Consider the following 14,322-nt stretch of genomic DNA (forward strand, 5'->3'; position numbering starts at 1 on the left):
GGACGCCCTGGCAAGCACTAGGCAATGCGTATGATCGGTGGCAAAGCGTGTTGCGACTGAATCGCAACAAGGCGGGGTGAACCAGATGGGCGAGCCGGCAGGTGAGATCGCGGTGCGGGCCAATGACTGGACCGGGGTAACCGGCGAGCGGTGGGTGATCCACCAGCAAAGGCTCGATGCGATGATGGCGCCATTTGGCGATGCGGCGATGATCGCCGCGATGCCGGCGGCCGGAGAGCATGTGCTCGACATCGGATGCGGGGCCGGGTCGACCAGTTTCGCCCTGGCCGAGCGCGTTGGCGATACGGGGCGGGTGCTGGGGCTGGATATCTCCGCATCGCTGATCGAACGCGCGCAACGCGATGCGCCGGCTGGATCGCCGGTCGAATTCCGGCTGGGGGATGCCGCGACCGTACCGCTTGCAGCGGGAAGTTTCGACCTGCTCTATTCCCGTTTGGGCGTGATGTTCTTCGACGCACCGGTGGATGCATTCATCCATTTGCGGGCGGCGCTGAAACCGGGCGCGCGGCTCGCATTCGTGTGCTGGCGCGGCGCGGGCGAGAATGACTGGGTGCGGGTACCGATGGGCGCGGCGCGCGATATCTTGCCGCCCGCTCCGCCGCCGGCGCCGGGTATGCCGGGGCCTTATGCGTTTGCGGAGGAGCGCTATGTCGAGTCGGCTCTGCGCGATGCGGGCTTCGCCGAAGTTGCGCTATCCCGCTTCGATCATGCGATTACGTTCGGGCAGGGTGAGGATGACCGGGCGGCAGTCGACGACGCGGTGAACATGGTGATCGAAGTCGGCGCGTTTTCGCGCGCGCTGGCCGGGCAGTCCGAAGGCATCCAGCAACGCGCCATCGATGCCGTGCGAGAGGTCTTCGCGGAGCGGGTCCGCGACGGCCGTGTCATGATTCAGGGCGCGGCCTGGGTCGTGACCGCGCGCAATCCGGCCTGATCCCGCCTAGGGTTTAGCCTTTAGATCGGCGACCATTCGATCTCGTCCTCGCCCTCGTCGTCGTCGGTGACGCGGGCGTGGTCCGGGCCGATCGCTTCAAGCAGCTTGTCGAGCGCCCAGTCGACGCCGATGCCCGCCGCACCGGAGATGGCGATGACCTCGGCCCCGCTGGCTTCCTCCAGCTCGGCGGACAGCGCGGCGATCAGCTCATCGTCGAGCATGTCGATCTTGTTGAGCGCGATGATGATCTTCTTGTCGAGCAGGCCCGCGCCATAGGCTTCGAGTTCGTCACGGACGATGCGGTAGCTGGTGGCGACGTCTTCGTCGTTCGCATCGACGAGATGGAGCAGCACCTTGCACCGCTCGATATGGCCGAGGAAGCGGTCGCCGATCCCGGCGCCTTCCGCCGCGCCCTCGATCAGGCCGGGGATGTCGGCGATCACGAATTCATTCTGCTTGTGGCGCACCACGCCGAGCTGGGGGCGGGTAGTGGTGAAGGCATAGGCGCCGACCTTGGCTTGGGCGTTGGTGACGGCGTTGATGAAGGTCGATTTGCCGGCATTGGGCAGGCCGACCAGCCCAGCATCGGCCAGCAGCTTGAGCCGCAGCCAGACGAACATTTCCTCGCCCGGCCAGCCGGTGCCGTGCTGGCGCGGGGTGCGGTTGGTGCTGGTCTTGTAGCTGGCATTGCCGCGGCCGCCGTCGCCGCCCCGGAGGAAGACGATGCGCTCGCCCGCCTTGGTCAGGTCGGCGAGCAGGGTGCGCTCTTCGTCGTCGGCCAGGATCTGGGTACCGACCGGCAGCTTGATGACGAGATCGTCGCCGCCCGCCCCGGTCTTGTTGCTGCCCGATCCGCCATGGCCGCGCTGGGCGCGGAAATGCTGGGTGTAGCGGAAGTCGATCAGCGTGTTGAGACCGGGCACGGCTTCGAAGATGATATCGCCGCCCTTGCCGCCGTCGCCGCCGTCGGGGCCGCCATATTCGATGTACTTTTCACGCCGGAAGCCGACGGCGCCGCCGCCGCCCCAGCCGGATTTCACGTAGATCTTTGCCTGGTCGAGAAAATGCATGGTGGTACCTGATTGGCTTGCGGCACCGGCCCGCTCCCCACCCGGCCATCCACAGAATACTGGCGTTGGGTGGCCGGGGTGGGGGAGCGGGCTGGTGCGGCCTTACTTAGTCAAAAATTCGCCGCGGCCATAGGGTGGGCGGCTCGTGCCTTTGATCCAGTCCCCGAGCAGCCGGTAATAACCGTCGGTGATGCGGGTGGTGGTGCGCTCGCCCGACGCGTCCTGAGTGAATTCGACCATGCCGTGATCGGTGGCGGGGAAGCGGACGATGTCGATGCGGTGCCCCTCGCGGCGTAGCGTCTGGAGGCGGTCGATCGTGGTCTGGGGCGGCGCCTCGCGGTCCTCGGCGGCGATCACCCAGAGCTGGGGCACCTTGACCTTGCGCAGCCAGCCCATCGCATCATAGCGCCAGTCGAGTTCGAGATTGTCGAACTTGGCGGCGCCCTCGCGACGCAGCGTCGCCTCGTCGAGCGCGAGGACGTCGCCGGTGAACTCGCCCTTGATCTTCGCGAACCAGGGCTGGGTAGCGTAGCGCGCCTTGACCGCCGCAAGCTGCTCATAGCCCTGCTTGAAATGTTCGGCCATGACGTTGCCGGTCGCGTCGGTGATCTCGCGCGCCTGTTTAAGGACATCGGCGCCATAGCCCGCCTCGGTCAGTTCGGCGGCAACCTGCGAGGCGTCTTCCTCGAGCGGATCGATCAGCAGACCGAAGCCGATGGCGACGAAATCGGCGCCTGCGTCATTCGCGGCGCGCGGCGCGACCCAGCCGCCCTGGCTGCCGCCGAGCAGGCCGAAGCGCGAATAGCGGCCGGCGGCGAGTCGCTTCGCTTCCTTGGAGGCCGCGGCGGCATCTGCACCGAGCGCATGGAAATTCTGATTGTAGCTGCCCTGCGACAGACCGGTGCCGCGCTTGTCGTAGACGAATGCGGAAATGCCCTGTGCGGCGAGCATCCAGGGGTAGGTGGCGTATTTGACCGCCGGGGTCCGCTCCGACCCATGGACGGCGACGACCAGCGGCGGCTTCTTGCCCGATGTGGCCGGCGGTTCGATCAACAGGCCGTTGAGCGTCAGTTCACCGCTCCTGAACGTGGTCGGCGTGAGGCGAAGCGCGACCTTCGAATAGCGCACGACCGCTGTGCCATCCTTCACCTCAAGCGTGTCGCCGCTGCAGGTGACACTGCCGTCATTGGTGAGGCCGAAGCGGCCATCCTCGGCAGCCCAGCGCCATGCGCCGGTCTGAGCGGTGTCGGTCCGCTCCATCACGACACGGTAGCGGCTCTGCGGGCCGGCATAGACACCGGGGACGCAGGGCGGGGAAGCGGGCGCGGCAACGGACAGGCCGGCGGTCATCACGGCAAGCAACATGGTTTAGCCCCACATCTTCTGGAAACGCGGCGAAGCGGTAAGCTGCCGCAAGGCGATCTCACGTGCCGCACCGCGCGGAAGGTCGAGCGATTTGGCGAGCGGCTCGCCGAGCAGGGCGTCGCCCAGCGCCATCAGGACCAGGCTGAGCGTGTCCTGGCGCAAGTCGACGCGGCATTCCTCTTCCTCGCCCTCGGCGATCTGATCGACGAGCTGGTGGACCGTCTCGAGGATCGGGTCGAGCGCGTCCTCGTTGCCGGAGAGGATCATCCAGCTGGCCAGCGCGCCGGCGCCCGAGCGATCGAACGCGTCGAAGGTCAGATCGACGACCTGCCGCGGCTTGTCCTCGCTGCGCGCGCTCTGGTCGGCACGGGCCTCCTGGATCAGTCCGGCGATGCGGGTACAGACGCTCTCCGCCAGGCTGCGCGCGAGCGCGCGCTGGAGGCCCGCGGCCGAGCCGAAATGATGGAGCAAGTTGGCGTGGGTGCGGTTGATGCGCGCGGCCACCGCTTTCAGCGTCACCGCCTGCGGCCCCGCCTCGATCAGGATCGCGCGCGCGGCCTCGAGCGCGGCGTCGCGTGATTCCTCCGGGGTGAGGCGTTTGCGCTCGGGAAGAGTGGTTATTGACATAAGTGTAAGTAGTGCATAATTTCGCTCGCAACTGCCTTGGAGGAAAATGGTGGCGAACGCAAAGACTCCCGCTGATCTGACGATCAACCCGCGCGACCGCCGCTTTGGACGTGGGCAGGCGCAGGACCGGCTCTGGCTGGGTGGCGATGTGGTGGGGACGGCATTCTATAATGCGCTGTCGGTCACCTTCCCCAAGGGCGAGGCGTTCTTCATCGAGAGCGTGAAGGCGTTCCGCGAGGGCGTCGATGAGAAGCTTGCGCGCGAGATCAAGGCGTTCACGATCCAGGAAGTCGTGCACAGCCGCGAGCATGTCGCGTTCAACAAGCGCGTGCTGGACCATGGCTATGACATCAGTGGGCTGGAGGCGCGGATCGACCAGGTACTGGAGATCGCGCGCGCGCGCCCGGCAATCGTCCAGCTGGCCGCGACGATGGCGCTGGAGCATTACACCGCGATCATCGCCTCCGAATTGCTGAGCAATCCCAGGCATCTGGCGGGCGCCGACAGCGAGAGCCGTGACTTGTGGCGCTGGCACGCGCTCGAGGAGATCGAGCACAAGGGGGTCGCGTACGACACCTTCCTTCATGCGACCCGGCATATGAGCCGCTGGAAGCGGTGGAAGATCAAGTCGCTGACGATGCTGCTGATCAGCGGCACCTTTTGGAAGCACCGGATCGAAGGCACGCTGGACCTGATGGCGCAGGACGGGGTCACCGGCTGGCGCGCGAAGGCGGCGCTGGCGAAGTATCTGCTGGTCTCGCCGGGGGTCGTGCGTCGCATGATCCCGGCCTGGTCGAGCTATTTCCTGCCCGGATTCCATCCGTGGAATCATGACGACCGCAAGCTGATCCAGCTGGCGGAAAGCGAGTATTCAGCGGCACTTATGCCCAGCGTTGTGGCAGCAGCCTGACACTGCCTTCGAATTACTGAACGGAAAATTTCAGAAATTAGACGTTGCGGGGTTGAAACCACCGCTTCGTCCCCCCAATTGCCGCGACGCAGCAAAGGGGAATAAGAACAATGCGATCTGCAATCGCCATCCTGGCTCTCACTGTGCTTTCGGCTTGCGGAGGCGCAGCGCCGCCCCCTGCGCCGCCTCCGGCGGAAGTGACGGTTGCAAACCCCTTGCAGCGTGAAGTCGTCGACTGGGACGACTATACCGGCCGCTTCGTCGCGCCGCAGGACGTCGAGATCCGCGCGCGGGTCAACGGTGTCATCACCGCGGTCCATTTCCGCGACGGTCAGGACGTGGTGCAGGGTCAGCCGCTCTTCACGATCGACCGCCGCCCCTATCAGGCACAGCTCGCCCAGGCGCAGGCGCAGATCGCCCGCGCGCAGGCCGCGCTGACCAACGCCCGCCAGGTGACCGCGCGCAGCCGCGCCCTCGCCAGTGCGCAGGCGGTGAGCAAGGAAGAGCTTGAGACCAACGTCGCGGCAGAGCGTGCCGCGGCTGCCGATCTGGCGGCGGGCCGCGCAGCCGCGAATGCGGCGCAGCTCAACCTGGGCTTCACCACCGTGCGCGCGCCGTTCAGCGGCCGCATGTCGGACCGCAAGGTCAGCATCGGCGACTCGGTCGCCGACGGCCAGACGGTGCTGACCCGGATCGTTTCGATCGACCCGATCCGGTTCGAGTTCGAGGGCGCCGAGAGCTTCTACCTCAAGAACCTGCGCCAGGATCAGCGCGGCGAGCGCGGCTCTTCGCGCAACACCGCCAACCCGGTCCAGATCCAGCTCGCCGACGAGAACGAGTATCGCTGGAACGGCAAGATGGAGTTCCTGGACAGCGCCGTCGATCCGAATTCGGGCACGATCCGCGCCTATGCGGTGGTGCCGAACCCGACGCGCTTCCTGACGCCGGGCATGTTCGGCCGCGCGCGCCTGCTGGGATCGGGCACCTATAAGGCGATGCTGGTCCCTGATGAGGCGATCGTCACCGACCAGACCCGCCGTCTCGTCTATGTCGTCAGCAAGGACAACAAGGCGACCCCGCGTCCCGTCGAGGTTGGAGCAAAGGTGGAAGGTCTGCGCATCATCCGCGACGGGCTTGCCCCGACCGACCGGGTGATCATCGCCGGCATGGGCATGCTGCAGCCGGGAATGCCGGTCACGCCGAAGAAGGGCGAGATCAAGCCGGATGCCGCCAAGCAGGCTGCGCCGACCGCCCCGACCGCCGAACCGGAATCCGGCCAAGCCACCGTCCGCTAAGGGACCGACACGATGAAATTTCCGCATTTCTTCATCGAGCGGCCGATCTTCGCGGCGGTGCTCTCGATCCTGATCGTGATCGTCGGCGCCATCGCGTATCCGTCGCTGCCGATCGCCCAATATCCGAACATCGCCCCGCCGACGGTGGTGGTGACCGCCACCTATCCGGGCGCGAGCGCGGAAACGCTGGCGGAGACCGTTGCCGCGCCGATCGAACAGGCGATCAACGGCGTCGAGAATATGATGTACATGACATCATCGTCGACGGGTAACGGCCAGACGCAGATCACCATCGCGTTCAAGCAGGGTACCGACGTCGATCAGGCGCAGGTGCTCGTGCAGAACCGCGTCCAGCAGGCGGAACCGCGCCTGCCCGAGGATGTCCGGCGTATGGGCATCACGGTGAACAAGAACTCGCCCGACTTCCTGATGGTCGCGTTCTTCACCTCGCCCGACAACAGCCTCGATATCCAGTATATCTCGAACTACGTGACCCTGCAGGTGCAGGACCGCATCGCGCGTATTCCGGGCGTCGGCCAGGCGCAGGCGTTCGGTGGACGCGACTACAATATGCGCCTGTGGATCGATCCTGGTCTTGCCGCCGCGCGCGACATGACCGTGGACGAGGTGGTCAACGCCGTCCGAGCGCAGAACGTGCAGGTCGCTGCCGGCGCGGTCGGCCAGCCGCCCTATGGCAAGGCCAGCCCCGCGTTCGAGCTGGGCGTGCAGGCCAAGGGCCGCCTGACCACTCCGGAAGAGTTCGGCAGCGTCGTCATCAAGCGCGATGCCGAGGGTAAGTTGACGCATCTGCGCGATGTCGCCCGCATCGAGCTGGGCGCGCAGGACTATAGCTTCAACGGCTATCTGAACGACAAGCGCGCCGTCGGCGTGGGTGTGTTCCAGCTGCCCGGATCGAACGCGCTGGCAACCGCCGCGGCGGTGAAGGCCGAGCTCGACACCCTCGCCAAGGACTTCCCGCAGGGGATGAAATACTCGATCGACTATAACCCGACGGAGTATATCGACGAGTCGATCACCGCAGTGGAGAAGACGCTGATCGAAGCGCTGATCCTGGTGGTCCTGGTGGTCATCGTGTTCCTCCAGAGCTGGCGCGCTGCGATCATCCCGATCATCGCGATCCCGGTGTCGCTGGTCGGCGCCTTCGCGGTGCTGCTCATCTTCGGCTACTCGCTCAACACGCTGTCCTTGTTCGGCCTGGTTCTGGCCATCGGTATCGTCGTCGACGACGCGATCGTCGTGGTCGAGAATGTCGAACGATTGATGGAGGAGAAGGGCCTGTCTCCGCGCGAAGCCGCGCATGAGACGATGGACGAGGTGTCCGGCGCGATCATCGCGATCAGCCTGGTGCTGGTCGGCGTGTTCATCCCGACCATGTTCATCCCGGGCATTTCCGGAGCCTTCTATCAACAGTTCGCGATCACCATCGCTTCGGCGACGATCATCTCGGCCTTTGTGTCGCTCACGCTTTCGCCGGCGATGTGTGCGCTCGTGCTCAAGCATAAGGGGCATCATTCCGACGTGCCGCAAGGCTGGCGCGGGCTGCCCGCGCGGGCCGGGAAGAAGTTCAACGACGGCTTCAACTGGTTGTCGGAGAAGTATGGCCAGCTCACCGCGAAGCTCGTTCGCGCGCTGATGCTGGTCGGCGTAGTCTATGTCGCGCTGATCCTCGTCGCCGGCTGGCGCTTCACGGCGACCCCGTCGGGCTTCATTCCGGCGCAGGATCAGGGATACCTGATCGGCGTGGTGTCGTTGCCGCCGGGCTCGTCGCTCCAGCGCACCGATGCAGTGGTGCGTGAGGCGATTGCCGCCGCCAACAAGGTGCCGGGGATGAAATACTCGGTGGGCTTCGCCGGCCTCGACGGTGCAAGCTTCTCGACCGCGCCCAACGCCGGCGTCGTGTTCTTTGGCCTGCAGCCGCACGCCGACCGCGATCAGACCGCCGATGAGATCCAGGGCGCGCTCTATGGCGCGTTCGCGGGGATCAAGGGTGGCAATCTGTTCATCATCGCGCCGCCACCCGTGCCAGGAATCGGTACCGGCGGCGGGTTCAAGATGATGGTCCAGGACCGCAGCGGGCAGGGCTATCATGCGCTGGCGCAGGCGGCGATGGGCATGATGATGGGCGCGAACCAGCAGGAGAGCGTCACCAACACCTTCACCCAGTTCAACACCGGAACGCCGCGCCTGACCGCCGATGTCGACCGCGAGCGCGCGGAGCGCATGGGCGTGCCGGTGCAGAACATCTTCTCGACGCTCGGCTCGTATCTGGGCTCGGCCTATGTCAACGACTTCAACTATCTGGGCCGCACCTTCCGTGTGACGGCACAGGCAGACGCGCCCTATCGCGACGATCCGTCGGATATCCAGGCGTTGAAGACGCGTTCGGCATCGGGTGAGATGGTGCCGATGAGCTCGGTGATGACGCTGAAGAACGATAGCGGCCCGTACCGTGTCGTCCGCTTCAACCTCTATCCGGCGGCCGAACTGATGGGAGACACCAAGCCCGGCTATTCGACCGGTCAGACGCTGGCATCGATGGAAGCGCTGGCGGCAAAGACCCTGCCACGCGGCATGGGCTTTGAATGGACCGAGCTGGCGTTCGAGCAACGTCAGGCGGGCAATACCGGCGTGCTGGCCTTTGCCCTGGCGGTGGTGTTCGTCTTCCTGCTGCTGGCCGCGCTCTATGAGAGCCTGGTGCTGCCGCTGGCGGTGATCCTGATCGTGCCGATGTGTCTGCTCGCCGCGATCCTGGGCGTGAACGTGATGGGGATGGACAACAACATCCTGACCCAGATCGGCCTGATCGTGCTGATCGGCCTGGCGGCGAAGAACGCGATCCTGATCGTCGAGTTCGCGCGCCAGAACGAGGATGAGGGCATGGATATGTGGGAGGCCGCCAAGCATGCGGCACACCAGCGTATGCGCCCGATCATCATGACGTCGATCGCGTTCATCCTGGGCGTGTTGCCGCTCGTGATCGCAAGCGGCGCTGCGGCGGAGCTTCGCCAGGCGCTGGGCGTCGCGGTGTTCTTCGGCATGATCGGCGTGACCATCTTCGGCCTGCTCTTCACCCCGGCCTTCTATGTCATCTGTCGCAAGCTGGGTGACTGGTCGTCGGCCAAGATGAAGACGCTGCGTCACAAACCCCAAGATCCTGTTGCGGAGCCTGCAGAATGAAGCGCCTCAGTCTGATTGCTCCGTTGCTGGCGGGCTCGCTGCTGGCGGGCTGTGCGGTGGGGCCGAACTATGAGCGTCCCGCGACGCCGCCCGCCGCGGCTGCGGCCTTTGTCGATCCAGGCCTGACCAAGGTGTCACCGGGCGCCGTCGAGGGCGAATGGTGGCGGCTGTTCAAGGACCCGGTGCTCGACCGGCTGGTGGTGGAGGCGTTGACCCACAACACCGACATCCGTCAGGCGTCGGCGAACCTGAAGCGTGCCCGGGCGATCCTCTCGGAATCGCGCGGGCAGCGTCTGCCAGGCACCACGTTGCAGGGCCAATATACCCGTCAGCGGACGGGCGCGGAGAGCGCGCAGGGTGCGTTGCCGCCGGGTGTGAACGGGGTCGAGAACGACTTCTTCCGGCTGGGCTTTGACGCGTCGTACGAAGTGGACCTGTTCGGGCGGGTGAGCCGCTCGATTGAGGCGTCGCGCGGCGATACCGAAGCGGCGCAGGCTGCGCTGGACGGCGCGCGCGTGGCGGTTGCGGCGGAAACGGCGCGGACTTATGCTGCGGCATGTGGCTTCGCGGCGCAGGCGCAAGTCGCGCGCGAGACGGTGGAGTTGCAGACGCGCACCTTCGACCTGACCCAGCGGTTGGTCGAGGCCGGGCGTGGTACCGCGCGCGACATCGATCAGGCGCGCGTGCTGACCGAGAATGCTCGCGCGCAGGTGCCGGCGTTCGAGGCCGAACGGCGCGCTGCCCTCTATGCGCTCGCGACTCTGACCGGCAAGCCGCCGGCCGAACTGGACAGCGAAGCGAACGCTTGCGCCACCCCCCCAGGCGTTTCCGACCTGATCCCGGTTGGCGACGGGCAGGCGCTGCTTGCGCGACGGCCCGATGTGCGTCAGGCCGAGCGGGCGCTGGCGGCGGACACGGCGCGGGTCGGGGTGGCGACCGCATCGCTCTATCCATCCATCCGTTTGCTGGGGTCGGTATCTCTCGGTTCACAGAGCCTCGATAACCTCGGCAAGAGTTCGTCGTTCAACTTCTCGCTTGGGCCGTTGCTCAGCTGGAGCTTCCCGAACATCACCGCGGCGCGCGCGCAGATCCGTCAGGCCGAGGCCGGTGCCGAGGGTTCGCTCGCGGCGTTCGACGGCACTGTGCTGACCGCGCTGCGCGAGGTCGAGCAGGCGCTGGCGCGCTATTCGGGCGAGATCGAGCGCAACGTCGCGCTGCGCCGTGCTGATACGGCGGCGACCAATGCCGCGCGGATCGCAATCCTGCGCTTTGACGCGGGCCGTGACAGCCTGCTCCAGCGGATCGACGCCGAGCGGGATCGCGCGAGCGCGCGCGGTGCGCTTGCCCAGTCCAACGCGGCTCTGGCCGAGGCGCAGGTCGCGCTGTTCAAGGCGCTGGGCGGCGGCTGGGAAGGCGCGCCCACGCCGGTGCGCCGCGAGGCCGCGGTTACGACTCAATAGGTTCTTCCTTGAACCATAGGAGCAGGGATACCCGCCGTGTTGCGTGACGGTGGCGGGCACCCGGCTCCGTCCTTTGGGGTGGCACCGGTGCGCGCAAATCGCCATCGTGTCACCCCGAGGACCCCATGACCCCATTTCACCACCTGCTGATCAACAATCTGATCGCGAACATCACCAACTTCACCGTGTGGTTCGCGGTGACCTTCTGGGTGTTTCTCGAGACCAAATCGGTGTTCGCGACTGGCATGATCGCGGGCATGTATCTGGTGTTGACCGCCGCGTTCGCGATCTGGTTCGGCAGCCTGGTCGATCATCACCGCAAGACGCGGGTGATGATGGTGTCGAGCGCGGCATCGCTGTTGCTCTACGCGCTCTCGCTTGCCGGCTTTCTACTGACACCCGAGGGCAGCATGGCGCGGATCGCGGCAGCGCCATTGTGGCTGTTCCTGTTCGCGGTGATGCTGGGCGTGATCGCGGGCAATCTGCGCAATATCGCCCTGCCGACATTGGTGACGTTGCTGGTGCCCGAGGGCCGGCGCGACAAGGCCAACGGCCTGGTCGGCATGGTCACGGGCATCGGTTTCCTGACGACGTCGGCGATCAGCGGCTTCCTGGTCGCGTGGGGCGGGATGGTGGCGACCCTGGGTTTTGCGACTCTGTTGTCGGCGCTGGCGATGGTCCACCTCGTCTTCATCCGGGTGGACGAGAAGGTCGCGGCGGAAACGCAAGACGAGCCCAAGCGAGTCGATCTTGCCGGCACGATTCGGGTCGTGGCCGCAGTGCCGGGGCTGTTCGCGCTGATCTTCTTCGCGGCGTTCAATAACCTGCTCGGCGGCGTGTTCATGGCGCTGATGGACGCGTACGGCCTGTCACTGATGAAGGTCGAGGCATGGGGATTGCTCTGGGCGTTCACCTCATGCGCCTTCATTCTTTCAGGCCTGCTGATCTCCCGCACCGGACTCGGCAAGAATCCGCTGAAGACCCTGTTGCTGGTCAATGTGATCGTGTGGGCGGTGGCGGCGGTGTTCACGATCCAGTCTTCGATCGCGCTGCTCGCGGCGGGCTGTTTCATCTGGCTGTTCCTTGGCCCTTACGCCGAGGCAGCGGAGCAAACGACGTTGCAGAAGGTGGTTCCGTTTGAGCGGCAGGGCAGGGTATTCGGCTTTGCCCAGTCGATCGAGCAAGCCGCATCCCCGCTCACCGCCTTCCTGATCGCGCCGCTGACGCAATTCGTGTTCATCCCGTTCATGACGACCGGCGCGGGCGCGGAGGCGGTGGGTGACTGGTATGGCCGCGGGCCTGAGCGCGGCATGGCGCTGGTGTTCAGCATTGCCGGTGTGATCGGCGTGCTGGTGGCGATCGCGGCGTTCAATTCGCGCGCTTATCGCCAGCTGTCCGCGGCCTATGCACGGGACGAGCCGGCCGCATGAAGGCAGGGCGCTGGCTACGGCAATTGGCCGTGCTGGCGCTGTTGTTCCTGCTGATGTTCGTGATCGCCAAGCTTCGCGCACCGCCTGAGCGCTTCACCGCGGATGGCGGCCCGATTCAGGCGATCGATGGTGACAGCCTGCGGGTCGGCGCGCGGATCGTCCGGCTGCAGGGGATCGACGCGGTGGAGTATCAGCAGCCCTGCCGTACTGCAGGGGGCGTTGAATGGCGCTGTGGGGTCGAGGCGCGCAAAGCGTTGGCGACGCTGGTCGCCAAGGGCGAACTGGCCTGCGAAGCGCATGCCAGCGACAGGTTCGGCCGAGTGCTATCGACCTGCTCGGTCAGGGGTGTGGAGGATATTGGGGCGGCTCTGGTGATGCAGGGCTGGGCGGTCAGCGGCGATGGTGAGCGGGAAGGAGGCTATGCTTCGCAGCAACAGGCCGCTCGGGACGCCAAGCACGGGATCTGGCGCGGCAGCTTCGAGCGGCCGGCTCAATGGCGCGCCACGCATCCGCGCAGCGCGCCATCGGTTCCCGCAACTTAGTTCAGGCCGCCATTCGACTGTAAGGGTCGTCGTTGCAGCCCTCGTCCGACAGGCGCTGTTCGTACTGGACGCACTGCACCTCGCCGCCGCGGCCGCGCGAGAAGCGCGGGACGATGCGGCCCGTGGGCCGGAACCCCAGCTTGCGCAGCACCCTGCCCGAAGCCGGGTTGTCGATATGGTGGCCTGCGGCGAGCCGGGGGACGCGTAGCGCGCGGGCGATCGCGACCACCGCTTCGCCCGCCTCGGTCGCATAGCCGCGGCCCCAGGCGTCGGGAGTGATCCAATAGCCCATCTCGTACGGCTCATCGTCATAGGGGCCGAAGCCCACGCCGCCGACGATCCGGCTGGTGCCATCCTCCAGCGCGCAGATCAGGAAGCTGGCGTCGGTCGCCTGCCGCTGGCCCGTGAGAAAAGCCTGGGCGTCGCCCAGCGCATAGGGCCAGGGCGCGCGGCCAAGATTCCGGACCACCTCGTGATGGCCCATCGCGCGGGCCAGTTCGGGCGCGTCCTCGATCCAGCCGGGCCGCAGCATAAGTCTTTGCGTTCTCGCGAACATCATACTCTCCTCGCGTGATCGCCACTGGCCCGGTTTGATGACGGGACTGCGACGATCTGGGTGGGAGGGAGCAAAGAAAAAGGGAGACCGGGGCGACCCGTCTCCCTTTTGCGGTCCCCTGAGGAGGGGACCCGGATCGCCCTGGCGGGCAACCCGGTCGGTTACCCTATGTTACTCGGCTGCTTCCGCAATCATGTCGATCGAGCAGAATTTACGGCCGAGCTTGCCGTCGTGGAATCGTACGCGGCCGTCGGTAAGCGCGAACAGCGTATGATCCTTGCCGATGCCGACATTGACGCCCGGATAGACGCGCGTGCCGCGCTGGCGGACGAGGATGTTGCCGGCAATGGCCGCCTGGCCGCCGAACTTCTTCACGCCGAGGCGCTTTGCTTGCGAATCACGGCCGTTACGCGAAGAGCCGCCTGCTTTCTTATGTGCCATTTCGCGTTACTCCTTACGCTTCCGCAGCCGGGGCAGCGGCTTCCGCCGGCGCCGCATCGGCCTTCTTCGCCTTCGCCTTCTTCTCCTGCGCACCGATCGCGGTGATCTTCAGGATCGTGTGGTTCTGGCGATGGCCGTTCTTACGGCGATAGTTGTGACGGCGACGCTTCTTGAAGACGATAACCTTCTCGCCCTTCGCCTGTGCGAGGATCTCGGCGGAGACGGTGAGGCCGTCGGTCGCCTTCAGTTCCGAACCTTCGCCAGCGAGCAGCACGTCACCCAGGGTGATCGTCGAACCGGCTTCACCGTCGAGCTTCTCGACGACGATCTTGTCTCCTGCGGCAACGCGATACTGCTTGCCGCCCGTGCGCACGACTGCGAACATGGCTCTTTCTCAATTCCAAATGCTTGTGCCCGCGCAGGACAAACCCGGCGGGAGGAAGGGCGCGACTATGCGAATCGCTTCCCTAAGT

General features: G+C 65.9%; 13 protein-coding genes. 7 read left to right on the forward strand and 6 right to left on the reverse strand.

Annotated features, from left to right (window positions below; translation table 11 throughout):
- Positions 1 to 208 precede the first annotated feature (208 nt).
- On the forward strand, positions 209 to 955 hold the full coding sequence (locus tag AC07M1_RS05880; protein ID WP_495161629.1) for a class I SAM-dependent methyltransferase: 747 nt from the start codon (positions 209 to 211) through the stop codon (positions 953 to 955).
- Positions 956 to 975: 20 nt separating this feature from the next.
- On the opposite strand, the gene obgE is transcribed toward AC07M1_RS05880, so the two are convergent.
- The 3 genes from obgE to AC07M1_RS05895 all read right to left on the reverse strand — a co-directional run bounded on the left by obgE (position 976) and on the right by AC07M1_RS05895 (position 4,017).
- The gene (gene obgE / locus AC07M1_RS05885; protein ID WP_495161630.1) at positions 976 to 2,025 is read right to left on the reverse strand and encodes a GTPase ObgE; all 1,050 of its coding nucleotides are present in this window, start codon (positions 2,023 to 2,025) and stop codon (positions 976 to 978) included.
- A gap of 102 nt (positions 2,026 to 2,127) precedes the next feature.
- On the reverse strand, positions 2,128 to 3,390 hold the full coding sequence (locus AC07M1_RS05890; RefSeq protein ID WP_495161631.1) for an alpha/beta hydrolase family protein: 1,263 nt from the start codon (positions 3,388 to 3,390) through the stop codon (positions 2,128 to 2,130).
- 3 nt (positions 3,391 to 3,393) lie between these two features.
- Positions 3,394 to 4,017, reverse strand: coding sequence for a TetR/AcrR family transcriptional regulator (locus AC07M1_RS05895; RefSeq protein ID WP_495161632.1), 624 nt, complete (start codon positions 4,015 to 4,017; stop codon positions 3,394 to 3,396).
- A gap of 46 nt (positions 4,018 to 4,063) precedes the next feature.
- On the opposite strand from AC07M1_RS05895, the gene AC07M1_RS05900 reads away from it, so the two are divergent.
- The 6 genes from AC07M1_RS05900 (at position 4,064) to AC07M1_RS05925 (ending at position 12,852) form a co-directional block, all read left to right on the forward strand.
- The gene (locus AC07M1_RS05900) at positions 4,064 to 4,927 is read left to right on the forward strand and encodes a metal-dependent hydrolase (protein WP_495161633.1); all 864 of its coding nucleotides are present in this window, start codon (positions 4,064 to 4,066) and stop codon (positions 4,925 to 4,927) included.
- Positions 4,928 to 5,124: 197 nt separating this feature from the next.
- Positions 5,125 to 6,222 (forward strand): efflux RND transporter periplasmic adaptor subunit, encoded by a 1,098-nt coding sequence (locus AC07M1_RS05905; RefSeq protein ID WP_495161634.1) that lies wholly within the window; start codon positions 5,125 to 5,127, stop codon positions 6,220 to 6,222.
- Between the two features lie 12 nt (positions 6,223 to 6,234).
- Positions 6,235 to 9,420, forward strand: coding sequence for an efflux RND transporter permease subunit (locus AC07M1_RS05910; protein ID WP_495161635.1), 3,186 nt, complete (start codon positions 6,235 to 6,237; stop codon positions 9,418 to 9,420).
- The gene (locus AC07M1_RS05915) at positions 9,417 to 10,880 is read left to right on the forward strand and encodes an efflux transporter outer membrane subunit (RefSeq protein WP_495161636.1); all 1,464 of its coding nucleotides are present in this window, start codon (positions 9,417 to 9,419) and stop codon (positions 10,878 to 10,880) included. The genes AC07M1_RS05910 and AC07M1_RS05915 overlap by 4 nt, the downstream gene beginning before the upstream one ends.
- Positions 10,881 to 11,005: 125 nt before the next feature.
- Positions 11,006 to 12,310: an MFS transporter gene (locus AC07M1_RS05920; RefSeq protein ID WP_495161637.1), complete on the forward strand. Its 1,305-nt coding sequence runs from the start codon at positions 11,006 to 11,008 to the stop codon at positions 12,308 to 12,310.
- The gene (locus AC07M1_RS05925; protein ID WP_495161638.1) at positions 12,307 to 12,852 is read left to right on the forward strand and encodes a thermonuclease family protein; all 546 of its coding nucleotides are present in this window, start codon (positions 12,307 to 12,309) and stop codon (positions 12,850 to 12,852) included. Before AC07M1_RS05920 ends, AC07M1_RS05925 begins: the two co-directional genes overlap by 4 nt.
- Position 12,853: 1 nt before the next feature.
- Here the strand turns inward: AC07M1_RS05925 and AC07M1_RS05930 are convergent, their stop codons facing one another.
- The 3 genes from AC07M1_RS05930 to rplU form a co-directional block, all read right to left on the reverse strand.
- Positions 12,854 to 13,408, reverse strand: coding sequence for a GNAT family N-acetyltransferase (locus tag AC07M1_RS05930; protein WP_495161639.1), 555 nt, complete (start codon positions 13,406 to 13,408; stop codon positions 12,854 to 12,856).
- Between the two features lie 171 nt (positions 13,409 to 13,579).
- Positions 13,580 to 13,849, reverse strand: coding sequence for a 50S ribosomal protein L27 (gene rpmA / locus AC07M1_RS05935; RefSeq protein WP_495161640.1), 270 nt, complete (start codon positions 13,847 to 13,849; stop codon positions 13,580 to 13,582).
- Between the two features lie 13 nt (positions 13,850 to 13,862).
- On the reverse strand, positions 13,863 to 14,234 hold the full coding sequence (gene rplU, locus AC07M1_RS05940) for a 50S ribosomal protein L21 (protein ID WP_495161641.1): 372 nt from the start codon (positions 14,232 to 14,234) through the stop codon (positions 13,863 to 13,865).
- Between the last annotated feature and the right edge of the window lie 88 nt (positions 14,235 to 14,322).

The sequence above is a fragment of the Sphingomonas sp. GW821-FHT10C01 genome (genome assembly GCF_059415525.1).

What these genes read in the sequence shown, in the direction of transcription:
- AC07M1_RS05880 (WP_495161629.1), top strand. Translation starts at nt 209, where the DNA reads ATGATCGCCGCGATGCCGGCGGCCGGAGAGCATGTGCTCGACATCGGA.
- obgE (WP_495161630.1), bottom strand. Translation starts at nt 2,025, where the DNA reads ATGCATTTTCTCGACCAGGCAAAGATCTACGTGAAATCCGGCTGGGGC.
- AC07M1_RS05890 (WP_495161631.1), bottom strand. Translation starts at nt 3,390, where the DNA reads ATGTTGCTTGCCGTGATGACCGCCGGCCTGTCCGTTGCCGCGCCCGCT.
- AC07M1_RS05895 (WP_495161632.1), bottom strand. Translation starts at nt 4,017, where the DNA reads ATGTCAATAACCACTCTTCCCGAGCGCAAACGCCTCACCCCGGAGGAA.
- AC07M1_RS05900 (WP_495161633.1), top strand. Translation starts at nt 4,064, where the DNA reads ATGGTGGCGAACGCAAAGACTCCCGCTGATCTGACGATCAACCCGCGC.
- AC07M1_RS05910 (WP_495161635.1), top strand. Translation starts at nt 6,235, where the DNA reads ATGAAATTTCCGCATTTCTTCATCGAGCGGCCGATCTTCGCGGCGGTG.
- AC07M1_RS05915 (WP_495161636.1), top strand. Translation starts at nt 9,417, where the DNA reads ATGAAGCGCCTCAGTCTGATTGCTCCGTTGCTGGCGGGCTCGCTGCTG.
- AC07M1_RS05920 (WP_495161637.1), top strand. Translation starts at nt 11,006, where the DNA reads ATGACCCCATTTCACCACCTGCTGATCAACAATCTGATCGCGAACATC.
- AC07M1_RS05925 (WP_495161638.1), top strand. Translation starts at nt 12,307, where the DNA reads ATGAAGGCAGGGCGCTGGCTACGGCAATTGGCCGTGCTGGCGCTGTTG.
- AC07M1_RS05930 (WP_495161639.1), bottom strand. Translation starts at nt 13,408, where the DNA reads ATGTTCGCGAGAACGCAAAGACTTATGCTGCGGCCCGGCTGGATCGAG.
- rpmA (WP_495161640.1), bottom strand. Translation starts at nt 13,849, where the DNA reads ATGGCACATAAGAAAGCAGGCGGCTCTTCGCGTAACGGCCGTGATTCG.
- rplU (WP_495161641.1), bottom strand. Translation starts at nt 14,234, where the DNA reads ATGTTCGCAGTCGTGCGCACGGGCGGCAAGCAGTATCGCGTTGCCGCA.